Source organism: Wenzhouxiangella sp. YN1, assembly GCF_056324145.1.
Genome location: NZ_JBJNIO010000148.1, coordinates 24,076 through 39,343 on the forward strand (window position 1 = coordinate 24,076; position 15,268 = coordinate 39,343).

The 15,268-nt window shown below is 64.0% G+C and carries 13 protein-coding genes and 1 pseudogene; 13 read left to right on the plus strand and 1 reads right to left on the minus strand.

All coding sequences use genetic code 11. From position 1 onward, the window contains the following. Positions 1-66 precede the first annotated feature (66 nt). On the plus strand, positions 67-1,770 hold the full coding sequence (locus tag ACEWQZ_RS08915) for a proline--tRNA ligase (protein ID WP_476482738.1): 1,704 nt from the start codon (positions 67-69) through the stop codon (positions 1,768-1,770). A 33-nt stretch (positions 1,771-1,803) separates the two neighbouring features. On the opposite strand, the gene ACEWQZ_RS08920 is transcribed toward ACEWQZ_RS08915, so the two are convergent. Beyond that, positions 1,804-3,072, minus strand: coding sequence for a mechanosensitive ion channel family protein (locus ACEWQZ_RS08920; protein WP_476482739.1), 1,269 nt, complete (start codon positions 3,070-3,072; stop codon positions 1,804-1,806). A gap of 365 nt (positions 3,073-3,437) precedes the next feature. On the opposite strand from ACEWQZ_RS08920, the pseudogene rpsB reads away from it, so the two are divergent. The 12 genes and pseudogenes from rpsB to lpxA all read left to right on the plus strand — a co-directional run. Beyond that, positions 3,438-4,169, plus strand: a pseudogene (gene rpsB, locus ACEWQZ_RS08925) (30S ribosomal protein S2); the annotation flags it as partial. Positions 4,170-4,509: 340 nt separating this feature from the next. Next, positions 4,510-5,382: a translation elongation factor Ts gene (gene tsf, locus ACEWQZ_RS08930; protein WP_476482740.1), complete on the plus strand. Its 873-nt coding sequence runs from the start codon at positions 4,510-4,512 to the stop codon at positions 5,380-5,382. A gap of 62 nt (positions 5,383-5,444) precedes the next feature. Then, complete coding sequence (gene pyrH / locus ACEWQZ_RS08935) at positions 5,445-6,161, plus strand: UMP kinase (RefSeq protein ID WP_476482741.1); 717 nt, start codon at positions 5,445-5,447, stop codon at positions 6,159-6,161. A 75-nt stretch (positions 6,162-6,236) separates the two neighbouring features. Beyond that, positions 6,237-6,794, plus strand: coding sequence for a ribosome recycling factor (gene frr, locus ACEWQZ_RS08940; RefSeq protein ID WP_476482742.1), 558 nt, complete (start codon positions 6,237-6,239; stop codon positions 6,792-6,794). 7 nt (positions 6,795-6,801) lie between these two features. Continuing rightward, positions 6,802-7,530: a polyprenyl diphosphate synthase gene (gene uppS, locus ACEWQZ_RS08945; RefSeq protein ID WP_476482743.1), complete on the plus strand. Its 729-nt coding sequence runs from the start codon at positions 6,802-6,804 to the stop codon at positions 7,528-7,530. Then, positions 7,523-8,341, plus strand: a complete 819-nt coding sequence (locus tag ACEWQZ_RS08950; protein ID WP_476482744.1) for a phosphatidate cytidylyltransferase — start codon at positions 7,523-7,525, stop codon at positions 8,339-8,341. Before uppS ends, ACEWQZ_RS08950 begins: the two co-directional genes overlap by 8 nt. Before the next feature lie 147 nt (positions 8,342-8,488). Further along, on the plus strand, positions 8,489-9,877 hold the full coding sequence (gene rseP / locus ACEWQZ_RS08955) for an RIP metalloprotease RseP (protein WP_476482745.1): 1,389 nt from the start codon (positions 8,489-8,491) through the stop codon (positions 9,875-9,877). 59 nt (positions 9,878-9,936) lie between these two features. Then, positions 9,937-12,387: an outer membrane protein assembly factor BamA gene (gene bamA, locus ACEWQZ_RS08960; RefSeq protein ID WP_476482746.1), complete on the plus strand. Its 2,451-nt coding sequence runs from the start codon at positions 9,937-9,939 to the stop codon at positions 12,385-12,387. A gap of 12 nt (positions 12,388-12,399) precedes the next feature. Continuing rightward, positions 12,400-12,963: an OmpH/Skp family outer membrane protein gene (locus ACEWQZ_RS08965; RefSeq protein ID WP_476482747.1), complete on the plus strand. Its 564-nt coding sequence runs from the start codon at positions 12,400-12,402 to the stop codon at positions 12,961-12,963. A gap of 19 nt (positions 12,964-12,982) precedes the next feature. After that, the gene (gene lpxD, locus ACEWQZ_RS08970) at positions 12,983-13,999 is read left to right on the plus strand and encodes a UDP-3-O-(3-hydroxymyristoyl)glucosamine N-acyltransferase (RefSeq protein ID WP_476482748.1); all 1,017 of its coding nucleotides are present in this window, start codon (positions 12,983-12,985) and stop codon (positions 13,997-13,999) included. A gap of 33 nt (positions 14,000-14,032) precedes the next feature. After that, entirely contained in the window at positions 14,033-14,500 is a 468-nt protein-coding gene (fabZ, locus tag ACEWQZ_RS08975; RefSeq protein ID WP_476482749.1) for a 3-hydroxyacyl-ACP dehydratase FabZ, read from the plus strand. Next, positions 14,497-15,267, plus strand: a complete 771-nt coding sequence (lpxA, locus tag ACEWQZ_RS08980; RefSeq protein ID WP_476482750.1) for an acyl-ACP--UDP-N-acetylglucosamine O-acyltransferase — start codon at positions 14,497-14,499, stop codon at positions 15,265-15,267. Before fabZ ends, lpxA begins: the two co-directional genes overlap by 4 nt. The last annotated feature ends 1 nt before the right edge of the window (position 15,268 follow it).

Sequence of the window (15,268 nt, forward strand, 5' to 3'; positions counted from 1 at the left end):
GCCCGCCGGCTGCTAGAATTCCGCGCTGACTCATTGCCGATTAACAGCCGGACAGGCCGAAATCCCATGAAAACCTCCCGTTTCCACCTGGTTACCCGACGCGAAGCGCCGGCCGACGCCGAGATCGTCAGCCATCAGTTGATGCTGCGCGCCGGCATGATCCGCAAGCTCACTTCAGGCATTTACAGCTGGACGCCGCTGGGCCTGAAAGTCTTGCGCAAGGTCGAGCAGGTGGTGCGCGAAGAGATGGATGCCGCCGGCGCGCTGGAAATGCTGATGCCCGCCATTCAGCCGGCCGAGCTGTGGCAGGAAACCGGCCGCTGGGAAGACTTCGGCCCGCTGCTGCTCAAGATCACCGACCGGGCCGGGCGCGAGTTCGCTTTCGGGCCGACGCACGAGGAGGTCATCACCGAACTTGCGCGCGCGGAGCTGCGCTCGTACAAGCAGCTGCCGATGTGCTTCTATCAGATCCAGTCAAAATTCCGCGACGAGATCCGCCCGCGCTTCGGAGTGATGCGCGCGCGCGAATTCTTGATGAAGGACGGCTACTCCTTCCACATGAGCGACGCCAGCCTGGCCGAGTACTATCAGGTGATGTTTGACGCCTATACGCGCATCTTCGAGCGCCTGGAACTGAAGTTCAAACCGGTTCTGGCCGACTCGGGCGCCATCGGCGGGGCCGTCAGCCACGAATTTCACGTCCTTGCCGACTCCGGCGAGGACGCCATCGCGCACGTGCCCGGCGGCACTTTCGCCGCCAACGTCGAGCTGGCCGAGGCCGTGGCCACCGGCGAGCGCGCCGAACCGGGCGAAGAGATGCGTCTGGTCGACACGCCCGAAGCCAAGACCATCGCCGAGCTGGTCGAGCAGTTCGACCTGCCCATCGAACAAACGGTCAAGACGCTCGTGGTCGAGGCCAGCGAGGAGTGTGAAGCCGGATTCGTGGCCCTGCTGGTGCGCGGCGACCACGAGCTCAACGATATCAAGGCAGAGAAGCATCCCTGGGTGGCCGCGCCGCTGCAGATGGCCACCGAGGCCGACATCCGCGCCGCAGTGGGCGCCGGCCCCGGCAGCCTGGGCCCGGTCGAGCTGCCGCTTCCCTGCGTGGTCGACCGTCAGGTAGCGCAGATGAGCGACTTTGCCGCCGGCGCCAACGTCGAGGACAAGCACTATTTCGGCATCAACTGGGAGCGCGACGTCGCCCTGCCCGAGGTGGCTGATCTGCGCAACGTCGTCGCCGGCGATGCCAGCCCCGAAGGCGACGGCACACTCGAGATCATCCGCGGCATCGAGGTGGGCCATATCTTCCAGCTGGGCCGCAAGTATTCCGAGGCCATGAACGCCGTGGTGATGGATGAAAACGGTCGTGGCGTGCATCCAACGATGGGCTGTTACGGCATTGGCGTCTCACGCATCGTGGCCGCCGCCATTGAACAGAACCACGACGAGGCCGGGATCATCTGGCCTGAGCCGATGGCGCCTTTCCAGGTCGCCATCCTGCCGGTCAATGGCCACAAGTCGCATCGCGTGCGCGAGCAGGCCGAGAAATTCTACGAGGAGCTAAGCGCAGCAGGCCTGGAAGTGCTGCTCGACGACCGCGCCTTGCGCCCCGGCGTGATGTTCGCCGACGCCGAGCTGATCGGCATTCCACATCAGCTCGTCATTGGCGATCGCGGCCTGGACAAGGGCATTGTCGAATACCGCCGGCGCGGCGGCGACAACGAGGATGTTGCGCTCGACGAAATCGTGGGCCGGCTCACGCGCGACTGAACACGGCGAACCAGCCCAATGGGGTGGGTGACCTCAGCCGGCGTTGTCGGGGCGACCCGGCCGGCCCGGCGTGCCGGCATCCCGCACCCACACATCGCGCTGCGGAAACGGAATTCCGATTTCAGCGGCGTTGAGCGCGTCATAGACCGCCATATTGAGCTCATGGGTGATCCGGCCACGCTCGACTGGCCGGCGCACCCAGCACAGCAGCTCGAAATTCAGGCTGGAATCACCAAAGCCACGCATGCGCACCCGCGGCTCGGGATCCTTGCAGACGGTCTCATGGTCGCCGGCAACGGCCTTGAGCACCTCGACAACTTCATGAACGTCACTGCCGTAGGCCACGCCGATCTTGATGCGGATGCGAAAGCGCTCCCACTTGCCGCCCGACTCGTTGTAGATCTGCGAGTTGGCCATCATCGAGTTGGGCACGGTGATCTCGACATCGTCGCGGGTGAGAATGCGCGTCGAGCGGATGCCGACCTTGGTGATTTCGCCGCGCTCACCGCTGCCCAGTACCACGTAGTCACCCAGCTTGTAGGGGCCATCGGCGATGATGAAAAAACCGGCAAACAGGTTGGCCAGGCTATCTCGTGCGGCAAAACCCACGGCGAGACCGATCACCCCGGCTGACGCCAGCCAGGCGGTCGGATTGATATTCCACACCAGCAACAGCGCGTAAGCGCCGGCGCCGATGACCAGCACCGTCATGATCAGATCGAACAGCGGCATGGTGCGTGCTTCGACGATGGCGAAACGCCGGCCCAGCCCGCCGAGAATCTCCAGGCCGACATGCCCGGCCTTGAGCGCGGATACGATCAGGCGCAGCACCAGCAGGGTCAAGGCAATGCGGGTCAGGACCATTTCGGCCGTCTTGCCCAGACCCAGCACCTGAATGGCGAGCACGATGGCCAGATAGGAAAGAATCAGCGCGGCAGCGTTGGCGCTGATCCTGAGCAACTGCTCGTCGAGCGCGGTACGCGTGCGGGAGGTCAGCTTGCGGCCCCAGAACAGAACAAACCAGCGGCCCAGGACGGCCAGCGTCACGCCGGTCAGGGCTATCGCCAGAGCCAGCACCGGCGGGTAATTGGCCAGAAACTCCCAGGCGCCCTCAAGCTGCGGCGGCAGCCAGCCGGGGACGTGGGCTACGGATGCCGCATCTGCGGCCTGCGTGACTCCGACCTCGCCGGGCTCGACCGTGATGGTGACAGGCGGCGACTCGGTGCCTGCTGGAACCTCGATACTCTGCTCAGCACCGCTGCTACCGTTCGAATCCCCGCTTGGCTGAACTGGATCCTGCATGTTTGTCTCCCTGTCGTCGGCGACTTCGGGCCGGGCAAACCGATCTCGTGTTCCCAGGGGCATATTACACTGCCGTCGGGGAATGCCGACATCACGCGCCGGGGCGGCGCAGCATGTGTCCTTGCACGGCAAGGATGCACTCCGGTATAATTGGCTGGATTTGCCTGCCCACCAGGTCAGGCGAAGAACCTAAAACACACGCTGATCGACACATGCGTCGGGGTTGTCCCGTTCCTGTACCCGGGGACGAGGATCGCCGCATGGGGTCAGCGGAGGCCTAAACCCCGGACAAAGCGCGTTCCGCCGAGCCGACCCGAAACCATACTGCGGGCGGGCGTCTTGTCCATGAAAAATGGAGTATTACCATGCCTGATGTCACTATGCGCCAGATGCTTGAAGCCGGCGTTCATTTCGGCCACCAGACGCGTTACTGGAACCCGAAGATGGCCCCCTACATCTTCGGCGCTCGCGGCAAGATTCACATCATCAACCTTGAGAAATCGCTGCCGCTTCTCAAGGAATCCATGAGTTACCTCAGCGGACTGGCTGCCCGACGCGGCAACATTCTGTTCGTTGGCACCAAACGCGCGGCCAGCACGGCCATTGCCGAAGAAGCGCAGCGCTGCGGCATGCCCTATGTCTCACACCGCTGGCTTGGCGGCATGCTGACCAACTTCCGTACCGTGCGTGGCTCGGTCAACCGCCTCAAGGAGCTTGAGGCGATGGAGACCGACGGCACGTTCGAAAAGCTGGTCAAGAAGGAAGTGCTCGACCTCACGCGCGAACGTGATCGTCTGGAGCGCAGCCTGGGTGGCATCAAGGACATGAACGGCCTGCCCGACGCCATGTTCGTCATTGACACCGGCCACGAGGCAATCGCCGTGGCCGAAGCCCGCAAGCTGGGCATCCCGGTCGTCGCCGTGGTTGACACCAACCACAACCCGGACAACGTCGACTACGTGATTCCGGGCAACGACGACGCCATTCGCGCCATTCGTCTCTACACCCAGCTGGCCGCCGACTCCGTTCTGGAAGGCCGGGCTTCGGTGCCGCAGCCGGGTGAAGGCGACGCCGACGAGTTCGTCGAGCTCGACGCCGAAGGCAACCCCATCCAGGCGGCCAGCCCCGGCAAGAAGGCGGTAACCAAAAAGACCGCCAAGAAAAAGACGACCGCGCGGGCCGAGCCCGAAGAAAGCGCGGCCGCAGCGCCGACGGCCGAGGCACCGACCGAAGCCGCTGAGCCCGCTGACGAGGCAGCCGCCGCAGCCGACGCCCCGGCCGCTGAAGCCAGCGACGAAGGCGAAGCCAAGGCTGCCAAAACGGCAAGCAAGAAGAAGGCCGCCAAGAAAAAAGTGGTCAAGAAGACTGCGGTCAAGGCTGACGACGAAGACAGCGAGTCCTGATCGAATCCGATTTGCAAGGAGCTTTGAAAGAGCAATGAGTATTTCCGCATCACAAGTCAAGGAACTGCGCGAGCGCACCGGCGCCGGCATGATGGAGTGCAAGAAAGCACTGGTCGCCACCGAGGGCGACATGGACGCCGCCGTAGAGCAGCTGCGCAAGAGCGGCTTGGCCAAGGCCGAGAAGAAGTCCGATCGGGTGGCCGCCGAAGGCGCGGTGGTCATGGCCGAGTCCGGCGATCAGGCGGCCCTGGTCGAGATCAACTGTGAAACCGACTTTGTGGCCAAGGACGACAACTTCCGCGGCTTTGCCGAAGAAGTGGCCGGCCTGGCCCTGACGGTCGACGACGACGAGGCCCTCAACAAGGCCACCATGGCGGGCGGCTCGACGGTCGCCGAATCAGCCAAGCAGCTCGTCGCCAAGCTGGGCGAAAACATTCAGGTGCGCCGCATGGCCAAGCTTTCAGCCGCGGGCGGCACTCTGGGTGGCTACATTCACGGTGGCCGGATCGGCGTACTGGTCGCCCTGGAAGGTGGTGATGAGGCACTGGCCCGCGACCTGGCCATGCACATCGCGGCGCTCAATCCGGCCTATCGTGACATCGAGGACGTGCCTGCCGAGGTCATGGAAAAGGAAAAGCAGATCCTGGTGTCCCAGGCCGAGGACAGCGGCAAACCGCCCGAAATCGTCGAAAAGATGGTCAGCGGACGCCTCAACAAGCACCTCGCCGAGATCACCCTGACCGGCCAGCCCTTCGTCAAGGACGGCGACCAGACGGTAGGCAAGCTGCTCAAGAGCAAGGATGCCTCGATCAAGGACTTCGTCCGCCTCGAGGTGGGCGAAGGCATCGAGAAGCAGGAAGACGACTTTGCCGCCGAGGTCATGGAACAAGCCAAAGGCAGCCAGTAGAAATGCCTGCAGGCGCCAGCCGGCGCTCGACCAACCGAGACTACAGGGAGTAACCGCTGACCATGAACGAGACCACCCACTACAAAAGGGTTCTACTCAAGCTCAGCGGTGAAGCCCTGCTTGGCGAACTCGATTACGGCATCGATCCCAAGATTTCTTCGCGCATTGCCAGCGAGGTAGCCGATGTTGTCGCCGCCGGCGTCCAGATCGGCATCGTGATCGGTGGCGGCAACATCTTTCGCGGCAAGGGCCTGGCAGCCTCGGGCATCGATCGCATTACCGGCGATCACATGGGCATGCTGGCCACGGTCATGAACGCCCTGGCCCTGCAGGATGCGCTCGAAAAAGCCGATGTGACCACTCGCGTCATGTCGGCTGTTTCGGTGCGCGATGTCTGCGAGGACTACATCCGCCGGCGCGCCGTGCGTCACCTTGAAAAGAATCGCGTGGTGATCTTCGCCGCCGGCACCGGCAACCCCTTCTTTACCACCGATACGGCAGCGAGCCTGCGCGCCGTCGAGGTCGGTGCCGAACTGATGATCAAGGCCACCAAGGTGGACGGCATCTATTCGGCCGACCCGATCACCAACGCCGAAGCCACCCGCTACAGCCGTATCAGCTACGATGAGGTCATCGAGCGCAAGCTCGAGGCCATGGATGCCAACGCCATCGTGCTGTGTCGCGAGCAGTCCATGCCGATCCGGATTGTCAACACTCATCGTCCGGGTGAGCTGGGCCGGATCATTCGCGGCGAAGACGTGGGCACGCTGGTGAGCTGACCCTGCACCGGAAGATGCAGACTGCGCCGCCACTGCCAGGCTCAATCACAGGTTCTCACTATTCAAGGTAAGGCCATGCTCAACGAGATCAGAAAGGATGCCGACGCGCGCATGCAGAAAAGCGTTGCCGCGCTGGTGAATGAACTCACCAAGATTCGCACCGGCCGGGCCCACCCCAGCCTGCTCGATCACATCACGGTCGACTATTACGGCGTTCAGGCGCCGCTCAATCAGGCCGCCAACGTCAGCATCGAGGATGCGCGCACGCTCAGCGTGGTGCCGTTCGACAAGTCCATGGTGCCGACGATCGAAAAGGCCATCATGACCTCCGATCTGGGCCTCAACCCAACGACAGCAGGCAGCAATATCCGCGTGCCGCTGCCGGCCCTCAACGAGGAGCGCCGCGCCGAGCTGGCCAAGGTTGTCCAGGGCGAGGGTGAGCACGCCAAGATTGCCATTCGCAACATCCGCCGTGACGCCAACCATCAGCTCAAGGAGTATGAAAAGGAAAAGGAGCTGTCAGAGGATGACGTCCGGCGCGGCGAAACGCAGGTTCAGGAATTGACCGATAAATATGTCGGTCAGGTCGATGACCTCGTCGCGGAGAAAGAACGGGAGCTGATGGAAATCTGAGGTCCCCTTGTCCGATTCCGCCTCCGTTCCGGCCCACGTTGCCATCATCATGGATGGCAACGGTCGCTGGGCGTCTCGCCAGGGGCAACCGCGCTCGGTCGGCCACGAGGCCGGGTCGGACGCGCTCAAGCGCACCATTCAGGCGGCGCTCAGTCACCGCATTCCGGCGCTGACCGTCTACGCCTTTTCAAGCGAAAACTGGAGCCGACCGAAATCCGAGGTGCGCACACTGCTGGATCTGTTCCTGCGTGCGCTCAACCGTGAAATTCGCGAGCTCGACGACCACGGCGTGGCGCTGCACTTCATCGGCGATCGCTCGGCCTTCAGCCGCACCCTGCGCGAGGGCATGCTGCGGGCCGAAAAGCGCACTGCCGGCAACGCGGCGCTGCGGCTCAACGTGGCGGTCAACTATGGCGGCCGCGCCGACATCGTGCAGGCGGCCCGCGCACTGGCCCGACAGGCAGCCGAAGGCGACTGCCAACCCGAATCGATCGACGAACAGCGCTTCGCCGCCATGCTCACGCCGACGTCCAACTCGCCCCCGGATCTGTTCATCCGCACCGGTGGTGAACGCCGGTTATCCAATTTCCTGCTCTGGCAGCTGGCCTATACCGAACTCTACTTCACCGATGTTCTGTGGCCCGATTTTGGCGCAGAACACTTTCGCGCCGCCCTGTCGGATTACGCCCGCCGCGACCGCCGCTTTGGCGGCCTCAGCCAGGTAAAAAGTGCTTAGACTGCGCGTTGTCACCGCCGTGGCCATGGCCATCGTCGGCCTGTTGAGCGTCTTCTTTCTGCCGCCGGCGGCATTCGCCGTGCTGGCGGGTGCGGTGCTGCCGCTGCTGGGCGGCTGGGAGGCCGCTCGGCTGGCAGGCATCGACCAGGCGGCGGGGCGCTGGCTCTACGCCGTTGGCCTGGGTGCTCTGGCGTTCATGGTGCATGCCCTTGCCCTGGAGCCTGGCTGGCTGCTGCTGGCCGTTGGTCTGCTGTGGCTGCTCAATCTGGCCTGGCTTTCGCGGCCGGGGCTTGGCCGGTCACAGGCACCCGCGATAATCGTTTTCAAGCTGATCGTGCTCGGCGCCATTCTGCTCGCCGCCTGGCTGGGTCTGAGTCTGCTGCAGAAGATTTCGCCCTGGTGGGTATGCCTGCTTCTGACCACCATCGCCGCGGCCGACACCGGCGCCTACTTCAGCGGCCGCCATTTCGGCGGCGCCAGGCTCGCGCCCACCATCAGCCCCGGTAAAACGCGATCGGGCGCGCTGGGCGGGCTGCTCGCCGCCGCCATCCTGACGCCAGTCGCGGGTGCGCTCTTCCCTCTCGGGCCTTTCAATCTCTTCGGCCTTGCCGTGCTGGCCTGCGGCATTGCCATCATTTCGATGGGCGGCGACCTGTTCATCAGCCTGCTCAAGCGCCAGCGCGGCCTCAAGGACACCTCGGCACTGCTGCCCGGCCATGGCGGCATTCTCGATCGCTTCGACAGCATGTCGGCGGCGGTGCCCTTCTTTACCCTGGCGGTGCTGCATGCCGCCAACACTGGGCTGCTCTGAGCCTGCGGCACAGCAAGCGGACACGGCCATTGACGGGCGCGCCTTGCAGGCCGCCCGCTCTGCTTGGCGACAGAGCCCGCCCACAGCCGGTACAATGTCGCGCTTGACTGAACGAACACTGCTACAGTCGGCAACCTGCCGGCTCGGATGAGCGCCCCGATCATGCTCGATATTCTCGGTCCCCTGCTCTGGCTGGCCGTCGCACTCGGCCTGCTGGTGACCTTTCACGAATTTGGCCACTTCTGGGTGGCCAGGCGCGCGGGCGTGCGTGTGCTCCAGTTCTCGGTCGGGTTCGGCCCGGCATTATGGTCGCGCACCGCTCGTGACGGGACCGAATACCGCATCGCCGCCATCCCGCTGGGCGGCTTCGTGCGCATGCTCGACGAGCGCGAAGCGCCCGTCGCCGCCGGAGAAATCGACCAGGCCTTCAATCGCAAGCCCCTGGGCCAGCGGATGGCCATTGTCGCCGCCGGCCCGGCCTTCAACTTCATCTTTGCCCTCGCCGCTTTCTGGCTGATGTTCGTGGTTGGCATACCTGAAACGCGGCCGGTGGTCGGCGAGGCCACGGGCATTGCCGCCGAAGCCGGGCTGGAGCGCAAGGATCTGATCGTTCAGGTGGGCGACAAGACCACCGAAACCTGGACCCATGTGTTGCTGGCGCTGATGCCGCGCGCGCTCGATGGCGACAGCGTCAAGCTGGTCGCCGAACGCCCAGGCGGCAGTCGTCGCCCGCTCGTTCTGCCGCTTGATCAGCTGCCGACCGACTTTGACGAGGCACGCACGCTCGAGGCCATCGGGCTGGTGCCCTGGCAGCCGGATCTGCCATCGGTAATCGGCGAAGTCAGCGCCGATACACCCGCCGACCGCGCCGGACTCAAGGCGGGTGACCGGATTGTCAGCGTCGCCGGCGAGGCCGTGAGCGGCTGGCGTGATGTCGCCCGGCTGATCCCGGCCCACGGCCTGGATGACAAGAATCAGGCGCGCGAGTTGAGCCTGAAGATCGAGCGCGACGGCAGCCGCCGCGAGCTGAGCCTGACCCCGGAACTGCGCCAGGGCCGAGCGGTGATCGGCGTGCAGTCACCGCCACCCGATGCGGCCGTGCGCAAGGACATGGAGCGCGCTTTCACGGTGCTGCGCCACGGCCCGGTCGAGGCCGCAGGCCAGGCCTTTGCGGAAACCGGTCGGCTCACGGCGGCCACTTTCGGCATGCTCGGCCGGATGATCACCGGCAGCGCCAGCCTGCGCAACCTCTCTGGCCCGATCACGATCGCGCAGATGGCGCAATCTTCGGCACAGCTGGGATTTTCCCGATTTCTGTTCTTTCTGGGCCTGATCAGCCTTTCGCTTGCCATCATCAACCTGCTGCCGATTCCGATCCTGGATGGTGGCCACCTGATGTATTACCTTGTGGAGCTGGTCAAGGGGTCTCCCGTGTCCGAAAGAACGCAGGTTGTGGGCCAGTATCTCGGCATGCTCATGGTCGTGGGACTCATGGGCCTGGCGATATTTAACGATCTGTTACGCGTTTTCTCATAAACTGCAGCACGCCCTGAGCACAGGATCATGCTGAAACACCCAACCGGAACGCACCCGACATGAAACGAATCTGCCTGCTGCTGATGCTGCTCGCCGTCACCGGCCTCGCGTCAGCCGAGACATTCCGCATCAGCGACATCCGGGTCGACGGGCTGCTTCGGCTTTCCGAAGGCAACGTCTTCAGCTACGTGCCGATCGAAGTCGACGACACGATGACGCCCACCCTGGCGCGCAGCACCATCCGCGATCTGTGGGAAACCGGATTCTTCAACGACGTCAGCCTCTCACGCGAGGGCAACGTGCTGGTCATCACGGTCGAGGAGCGCCCGGCCATCTCGTCTGTCAGCATCACCGGCAACAAGCAGATCAAGAACGAGGATCTGATGCCGGCCCTGGCCAATATCGGCATTGCCGAAGGCGAGATCTTCAACAAGCTCGAGCTCAGCCGCGTGCGCCAGGAAATGATCCGGCAATACTACAGCCGCGGCTACTACGCCGTGGAGGTCGAGGCCAACGTCGATGAGCTCTCGCGCAACCGGGTCGATCTGAGCATCGAGGTCGAAGAAGGCTCGCAGGCGCGTATCCGCCATATCAATATCGTCGGCAACGAAACCTATACCGAAAAGGAGCTCCGCGACGACTTCGAGTCCGACAGCAAACTCGGCCTGTTCTTCTGGCGCGGCGCCAACAAGTACACGCGGGAAAAGCTCTCCGGCGACCTCGAGACCTTGCGCTCGTATTACCTCGACCGCGGCTATCTCGACTTTTCGATCGAATCCACCCAGGTCTCGATCAGCCCGGACAAGGAGGACATTTTCGTCACCGCCAATATCCGTGAAGGCGAGGTCTACACGATCAGTGACGTTGTTCTGACCGGCGAGATGATCCTGCCCGAGCCGACCATGCGCAGACTGGTCGTGATCGAATCCGGCGACATGTTTTCGCGCAAGCGCGTCGAGCAGAGCATCGAAAACATCACCAGCGTACTGTCCAACATCGGCTACGCCTTCGCCAACGTCAACCCGGTGCCGAGGGTCAACCGCGACACCCTGGAAACCGAGCTCAACTTCTTTGTCGACCCGGGCAAGCGGGTTTACGTGCGCCGCATCGAGTTTCAGGGCAACACCCAGACCAAGGACGAGGTGCTGCGCCGCGAAATGCGTCAGTTCGAAGGCGCCTGGTTCTCCCAGGCGGCCATCGACCGATCCAAGCTCCGCCTGCAACGGCTGGGCTATATCGACAATGTCAACGTCGAAACACCGGCCGTCGAAGGCACCGACGACCAGGTCGACGTCATCATCAGCGTCGAGGAGCAGCCTTCGGGCAGTTTCCAGATCGGCTTCGGGTACTCACAGATTCAGGGCCTGATCACCTCGATCTCGGTGCAGCAGAACAACTTCCTCGGCTCGGGCCGGCGGTTGGGCTTTTCGGTCAGCCGCAGCAGCATCTACACCCAGGCCGCCGTCAACTACACCAACCCCTACTACACCGACGACGGGGTCTCGCGCGGATTTTATGCCCAGTACACCGAGTTTGATCAGGGTCGGGCCAACATCTCGTCATTCTCCACCAGTCAGGCGGCCGCCGGGGTCAACCTGGGCTACCCGATCTCGGAAGTCGACTACCTTCGCTTCGGCATGGGCGTGCAGCAGGTCGACATCAACATGCGCGGCGGAGCCTGCCTGATCGATCCTGACGCCGATCCGGATGACCCGGACAATTTCCGCTACTGCATTCCGGCCGAGCGGCCACTGGCAATCACGCTGGACAAGAACCTCGACGGTGAGCTGTCCTCCAGCGAGCGCCGCGTGACCACCTACCGCATGAGCGGCACCTGGTCCAGAGACAGCCGCAACCACTACCTCAACCCGACCCACGGTTCGCTGCACCGCCTGGGCGGTGAAGTGGCCCTGCCCGGAAGCACGCGGGAGTTCTACCGCGCCAACTATCGCTTCCGCAAGTACTGGCCCATCGGCAGCAGCGGCATGGCATTCAGCGTCAAGGGCGACCTGGCCTACGGTGATTCCTACGACAACTACGACCGCGACCTGGGCATCGAACCGGTCGAGCCGGAGCTGAAGGAAAACCTGCGCCGCAGCTGCCAGCTCGACGAGGTGGTCACCTACGACGCCGGCCTGCCCTTTTACGAGCACTTCTACGGCGGCGGCGTGTCCGACATTCGCGGCTTTGACGACAACTCGCTGGGCCCCAAGGATTCGTTCTGTCGCTCAGTCGGCGGTGACTTCAAGGTCATCGGCGGTGTCGAGCTGGCCTTCCCCCTGCCCAACATCCAGGCCAGCGGCACTCGCCTGGCCTGGTTTGTCGACGTCGGCAACGTCTACCGCGACTTCGACAGCTTCGAAACCGACCTGCTGCGGGCCTCCACTGGCCTGTCCCTGACCTGGCAAGCGCCGGTCGGGCCGATTATCATCAACGTAGCCACACCTCTGAAGAAGCGCGATGGAGACCGAACCCAGGTCATACAGTTCTCCTTTGGCAACACCTTCTAGCCTTGAGCGGGCATGAAACGGGCGGGAGTATTCAAGGCCATCACCGGACTGCGCGTTCGGCTGTTCGTGCTCGCGGCAGCGGTACTGGTATCTGCCGCTGCCCTCGGGCAGGATTTGCGCATCGGCTACGTCGACATGAAAAGGCTGTTTGAATTTGCGCCCCAGGTCGTCGACGCGCGCGAAGGTCTCGACCGCGAGTTCAGCCCCCGCAACGAGTCGCTGCTGGCCGATGAGGCCCGCCTCGAACGGCTGGAGGCCGAGCTCGCCGAAGCCGTGGATCTGCGCTCGGAAGAGCGTTTTGAAAAAGAGCGTGAAATCCGCAACCTGCAGCGCTCCATCGAGCGGCGACGCGAGGACCTGGCAGAGGAGCTGCGCTTTCGCACCAACGCCGAAAAAAAGGCGCTCGAGGAAACCATCGAGGTTGCCGTGCGGCAAGTGGCAGAAGCCGGCGATTTCGACCTGATCCTGACCAGCCCGGTGGCCTACGCCTCCAACCGCATCGACGTGACCGAGCGCATCCTGCGCTGGCTCGAAGAGGACTTCCAGAGCCAGCAGCCACAACAACACAGCCAGTAACACTCATCCGGAAGCGCGTATGCACACCACCACGCTCAAGGCCCTGGCCGACCGCTTTGACCTGCGGCTTCGCGGCGACCCCGACCATCGCGTGAGCTCGCTCGCCACGCTGGCGCACGCCGGGCCGGAAAACGTCAGCTTTCTGGCCAACCCGGCCTATACCGCGCAGCTGGCCGACTGTCGCGCCGGTGCGGTCATCATCGCCGAGCCGCTGGCCGGGCGGTGGCAGGGCAATGCCTTGATCAGCGACAACGTCTACGCCAGCTGGGCGCGCGTCGGCAGCTTTCTGCATCCACAGAAAGCCGCCCGCGCCGGCATCGACGCCATGGCCGCGGTTGACCCCGGGGCTCAGGTCGACGCAACGGCCAGCATCGGACCCCATGCCAGCATCGCTGCCGGCGCCCGAATCGAGCGCGATGCCGTGATCGGGCCGGGCTGCGTCGTCGGCGAAGGCGCCGTCGTCGGCGAGAGTACTCGCCTTGTCGCGCGCGTTTATCTGGGGCCCGACTGCCGCCTGGGCCGGCGCGTGCTGGTGCACCCGGGCGCGGTGATCGGCGCCGACGGCTTTGGCCTGGCCATGGAGGCCGGCGAGTGGATCAAGGTGCCGCAGCTGGGCGCGGTCGTGGTCGGCGACGACTGTGAGATCGGCGCCAATACCACCATCGATCGGGGCGCGATCGAAAACACCGAGCTGGCCGAAGACGTGCGTCTGGATAACCAGGTCCAGATCGCCCACAATGTGCGCATTGGCGCGCATACCGCCATTGCCGGCTGCGTGGGCATTGCCGGATCGACCACGATCGGACGCTATTGCATGGTTGCCGGCGCCTGCGGCATCGGCGGGCATCTGAGCATCTGTGATCAGGTGGTGGTGACCGCAATGAGCACGGTGCTCGAATCGATCACCGAGCCCGGAGAATACGGCTCCGGCATCCCGGCCCGGCCCCACGCGCGCTGGAAACGAACCCTGGTCCGGCTGGGGCAGCTTGACGACTGGGTGCGTCGCCTGCGCCGGCTGGAGCGTAATTCATCCTGAACAATCATTTCCGAACGACAAAGCCATCAAACAATGAATGACTCCCCGCAGGTAGACATCGAGAAAATTCTTGAACTGTTGCCCCACCGCTACCCTTTCTTGCTGGTCGATCGGGTGCTGGAATACACGCTCGACAAACCGCCGCGCATCCGAGCACTGAAGAATGTCAGCATCAACGAACCCTTCTTTCAGGGTCACTTTCCGGGGCACCCGGTCATGCCCGGCGTGCTGCTGCTCGAGGCCATGGCTCAGGCCGCCGGCTGCCTGGCGCATCTGGCGCGCGCGGCGACCGGCGGTGACAACCGGCTCTACTATCTGGTCAAGATCGACAAGGCCCGATTCACCCGGGTTGTCGTGCCCGGCGATCAGCTGATCTTCGAGGTTACCGAAAAACGGCTGATGCGCAATATGGGCATCTATGAAGCCACCACGCTGGTGGACGACAAGCCGGTCGCCAGCGCCGAGCTCCTGTGCGCCGCACGTCCCGACCCGACGCCATGATCCACCGCACCGCCATCATCGAAGAAGGCGCGCAGATCGGCAGCGATGTCGCCATTGGCGCCTACAGCGTCATCGGGCCACAGGCCGTCATCGGCGACGGCTGCTGGATCGGGCCGCATGTTGTCATCGGCGGGCGCACCAGCATCGGCAGCAACTGCCGCATCTACCAGTTTGCGTCCATCGGTGAAGCTCCACAGGACAAGAAATACGACGGCGAAGACACCGCTGTGGAGATCGGCCGTGACAACACCATACGCGAGTATGTGACCATCAACCGCGGCACCTCCGACGACGTTGGCGTGACCCGCATCGGCGACGACAACTGGCTGATGGCCTACTGCCACATCGCCCACGACTGCCAGGTGGGCTCGCACACCACCTTTGCCAATGGCGCCACCCTGGCCGGCCACGTGATCGTTGGTGACTGGGTGATCTTCGCCGGCTACTCCGGCGCCCATCAGTTCTGCCGTATCGGCGCGCACGCTTTTCTGGGCATGTACGGCGGCGTCAACCTGGACGTTCCTGCCTACGTGATGGTTTCCGGGCAGCCGCCGCGACCGCGGGGCATCAACGCCGAAGGGCTCAAGCGCCGCGGCTACAACAGCGCGCAGATTCGCAACATTCGCGAGGCCTACCGCCTGATCTACCGCAAGGGCCTGCCGCGCGAAGAGGCCGTCAACGAACTGCGCGCACGCGCGGGCGAGCAGCCCGAGCTGGAGCTGATGATCGCGTCGATCGAAAGCAGCCAGCGCGGCTTGCTGCGCTGAA